Here is a 3,086-nt window from a genome sequence, read left to right as displayed (position 1 = left end):
TTCCATGAATATGATTGGGCATGACAATAAAAGCATCTAGTTCAATAAATTTAAAATTTAGAGGTAGTCTATACCATACCGCTTCAATAGTATCACCAAGTAAATTCTGCTCCATATTTCCTTCAACAATTTCACCAAATAGATACTGCTTCTGATAAGAACAAATTGTGATATAATAAGCTCCATTAAGTCTATAATCATAGCCTTTTAAACGAATAGATTGTCGATGTTTTTGGGGTTCATTCATGGCGTGGCGGATGGTGGCGGTTAATTCAGTTATAAGCGATTCATCGGCAATCATCAAGAGTTGGGGATTGGTGGTAAGATTGTCAGAAAGGCGATCGCACTGTATAATCTTGATTGATAGATAAGCTAATTCTACTCACTTGAACTAAATCATCATGAATCAAAAACCGTACCAAGTAGAAGCATTTTGGGATCGAGAGGCGCAAGTTTGGGTAGCAGAGAGTGAAGATATTCCGGGATTAGTCACCGAAGCTGATACCATCGAAGCTTTAACAGCTAAATTACGACAGATGATTCCAGAATTATTACAACTCAATCATCTAATTACTCTTGAACCTCAAGCACCGATAACTTTTGAACTAATTAGTCATCGTCAAGAATCAATTGAGTGCGCTGTTTAGATGGCTACTTCTTTAACACCTGCATTAAAAAAACTGCTCTCAGCAGCTGGATGTTATTTTGAACGTCAAGGTAAAGGAGATCATGAAATTTGGTATAGTCCTCTGACAGAAAGAAGATTTGTAGTTGATAATACTATTAAATCACGCCATACTGCCAATGCAGTTTTGAAACAAGCCGGATTATCTAAATCATTTTGAACGCTGTAGAATCCTCATCCATATATAAGCTAATTCTACTCATAAGAAGAAGAATAATGTAATGCTTCAAGGCGATCTGCTTCGGCGGCTTCGGCTATAATTTCTGCTTCTATTGTTTCTTTGTTAGTATGATAGTAAGTTAGAGCGGCATAAACTTGTGCCAAAGAAAGATGAGGGATTTCATCGGCAATTTCTTCAGGACTATATCCTAACTTATACCAGATCACTATTCTTCGTACAGTAACAGCAGTTCCCGCGATAATAGGACAACCTCCATGAATTTTGGGATCGCTTTTTATGAAAGTGCCAATATTGATATCTGTGAACATAACTTTCTCTGATTCATTCTCAACTAATTAAACTACATAGGATTCTATGCTTTTATCACCATTCTAGCATGGCCTAAACATTGGTCGGGGCAGGGGATTGAATGGGGAGATTATCAGAATTCTATCGCAGGGACGATAGCCGAAAAAAATAATAGTCAATCAAACAATCAAAAAAATCATAGTTTAGACGGGATTGGGTGCGTTGTTGATTCATCGGTTAAAATAAGAGTAATTTAGAATTAAGGATTGAGTTATGCCGCAACAAACCTGTGAAGCCGTCTTTGAAAATGGCGTTTTACGTCCTCTTGGTAATCTCCAACTCAATGAAGGACAGTGCGTTAAACTCATTATAGAATCGAATTCAATTTCCCAGCTTACTTCCCAAAAATGGTCAGAAACGGGTATAATCGCCCAGTTAACAGCAAATCCGATTAAAATTGAAGATTTCCATCCTCTTACCAGAGAAGAAGCCAATGAACGCTGGTGAATCTCAACCCTTCTTTATTGATTCTAATATTTGGCTGTATCGCTTCATTGTTAATTGTAGCGATCCTAATGCCATCCCTAAGCAACAAATAGCGACAAATATTACGAATCAAGAAAACTTGATGATTAGTACACAAGTTGTCAATGAGGTTTGCTCAAATTTAATCCGCAAAGCAGGGTTTAATAATTTACAGATTCAAAATCTACTTGAAGAATTTACCCAAGGGTGTGAAATCTTACCTGTCTCCCTCGAAACCCTTGAGTATGCCGTGAAATTACGAGATCGCTATTTAATTTCATTTTGGGATAGCCTGATTGTTGCTAGTGCAGTTTTAGGCGATGCAACTATTCTCTACTCAGAAGATATGCAAGATGGTTTAATTATCAATATAGCAATTCTTGGAGCTATGAGGTACAATGGAAAGCAAATAGACAAATAATAGAACTTACCAGCTTCCTATGAGACCCTATTCCGTAGATTTTCGCCAAAAAATTATCGATGTCTGGAAGAAAGAAAAAATTTCCATTCGAGGACTAGCCCAGAGATTTGACGTGGCTAAAAGCTTTATTCAGAAGTTATTGAAGCAACATAAAGAAACAGGAGATATCCGTCCTCGTCCGCAAGGGGGAAGTCCGCCAACCAAGTTAAATAGTGAACAACTGATAATTTTAATAGAAATCATCGAAGCTAACAATGATGCAACTCTCGAAGAATTATCGGACTTACTGTATGAAAAGACACAGGTGAAAGTCAGTAGAGCCACCCTGGGGCGGCTTACGCAAAAACTCAATTACAGTTTCAAAAAAAAACACTACACGCGGCGGAAAAAGAAAGTGACAGGGTACAGCAAAAAAGAGTGGAATACTGGTCAGAAGTTCGGGAAATTGAGGCATCAAAACTAATTTTCATCGATGAATCGGGGGTAAATTTAGCCCTTTTGAGACTCTATGCTAGAGCCTTAATTGGCCGAAGAGCTCGGGGAAGAAAACCACAAAAAAGAGGGAGAAATATTTCAATAATTAGTGCTATAAGCTTAGAAAAAGTTGTCGCATCAGTCAACATATACGGTGCAGTGGATGCGGTAACATTTGAAGGATTTATTCTAAAGGAAGTGCTGCCAAAAATTAAAGAAGGAGACTGTCTGATCATGGATAACGCCAAGATTCATCTCGGAGAAATGGTCAGAGAAATAATCGAACAAGAAAAAGCTAGACTCATCTATTTACCTCCTTATTCTCCCGAATTCTCTCCTATTGAAAACTTTTGGTCAAAAGTGAAAGCGACGTTAAGAAAACTGAAGGCGAGAACTTACAAAGACTTAATAGAAGGGATTGAATTGGCTATGTTAGAAGTTACTCAAAAAGATATTCGCAATTGGTTTACTCACTGTTGCTACTGTACCTCATAAGTCAGAGAATTGCTATA

At 37.6% G+C, this 3,086-nt stretch carries 7 protein-coding genes; 5 read left to right on the top strand and 2 right to left on the bottom strand.

Annotated elements, in window-relative coordinates; all coding sequences use genetic code 11:
• The coding region (locus PX481_RS22435) for a transposase (RefSeq protein WP_502888630.1) at positions 1 to 247 on the bottom strand (247 nt) is incomplete at its 3' end.
• Between the two features lie 154 nt (positions 248 to 401).
• Between PX481_RS22435 and PX481_RS22430 the strand changes: the two genes are divergently transcribed.
• Both PX481_RS22430 and PX481_RS22425 read left to right on the top strand, forming a co-directional pair.
• Positions 402 to 647 (top strand): DUF1902 domain-containing protein, encoded by a 246-nt coding sequence (locus PX481_RS22430; protein WP_008203482.1) that lies wholly within the window; start codon positions 402 to 404, stop codon positions 645 to 647.
• Complete coding sequence (locus PX481_RS22425; RefSeq protein ID WP_002799542.1) at positions 648 to 845, top strand: type II toxin-antitoxin system HicA family toxin; 198 nt, start codon at positions 648 to 650, stop codon at positions 843 to 845.
• Between the two features lie 35 nt (positions 846 to 880).
• Here the strand turns inward: PX481_RS22425 and PX481_RS22420 are convergent, their stop codons facing one another.
• On the bottom strand, positions 881 to 1,174 hold the full coding sequence (locus PX481_RS22420; RefSeq protein ID WP_149986317.1) for a DUF433 domain-containing protein: 294 nt from the start codon (positions 1,172 to 1,174) through the stop codon (positions 881 to 883).
• 253 nt (positions 1,175 to 1,427) lie between these two features.
• Here PX481_RS22420 and PX481_RS22415 point away from each other — a divergent pair, with 253 nt between their 5' ends.
• From PX481_RS22415 to PX481_RS22405, 3 genes are all read left to right on the top strand, one after another.
• A complete protein-coding gene (locus tag PX481_RS22415) occupies positions 1,428 to 1,661 on the top strand; it encodes an antitoxin family protein (protein ID WP_002761288.1) in 234 nt (77 codons plus the stop codon).
• The gene (locus tag PX481_RS22410) at positions 1,648 to 2,100 is read left to right on the top strand and encodes a PIN domain-containing protein (protein WP_288096131.1); all 453 of its coding nucleotides are present in this window, start codon (positions 1,648 to 1,650) and stop codon (positions 2,098 to 2,100) included. Before PX481_RS22415 ends, PX481_RS22410 begins: the two co-directional genes overlap by 14 nt.
• A gap of 19 nt (positions 2,101 to 2,119) precedes the next feature.
• Positions 2,120 to 3,069, top strand: a protein-coding gene (locus PX481_RS22405) for an IS630-like element ISMae26 family transposase (RefSeq protein ID WP_076611860.1) whose coding sequence is annotated in 2 segments (ribosomal slippage) — positions 2,120 to 2,462 and positions 2,462 to 3,069 — 951 coding nt in all. Because the reading frame shifts where the segments join, the coding sequence is not laid out codon by codon here.
• The last annotated feature ends 17 nt before the right edge of the window (positions 3,070 to 3,086 follow it).

Source organism: Microcystis sp. M53603_WE2 (assembly GCF_030065435.1).
The sequence above is the reverse complement of the archived record's forward strand: the minus strand, read 5'-3'. Positions and strand labels throughout refer to the sequence as shown.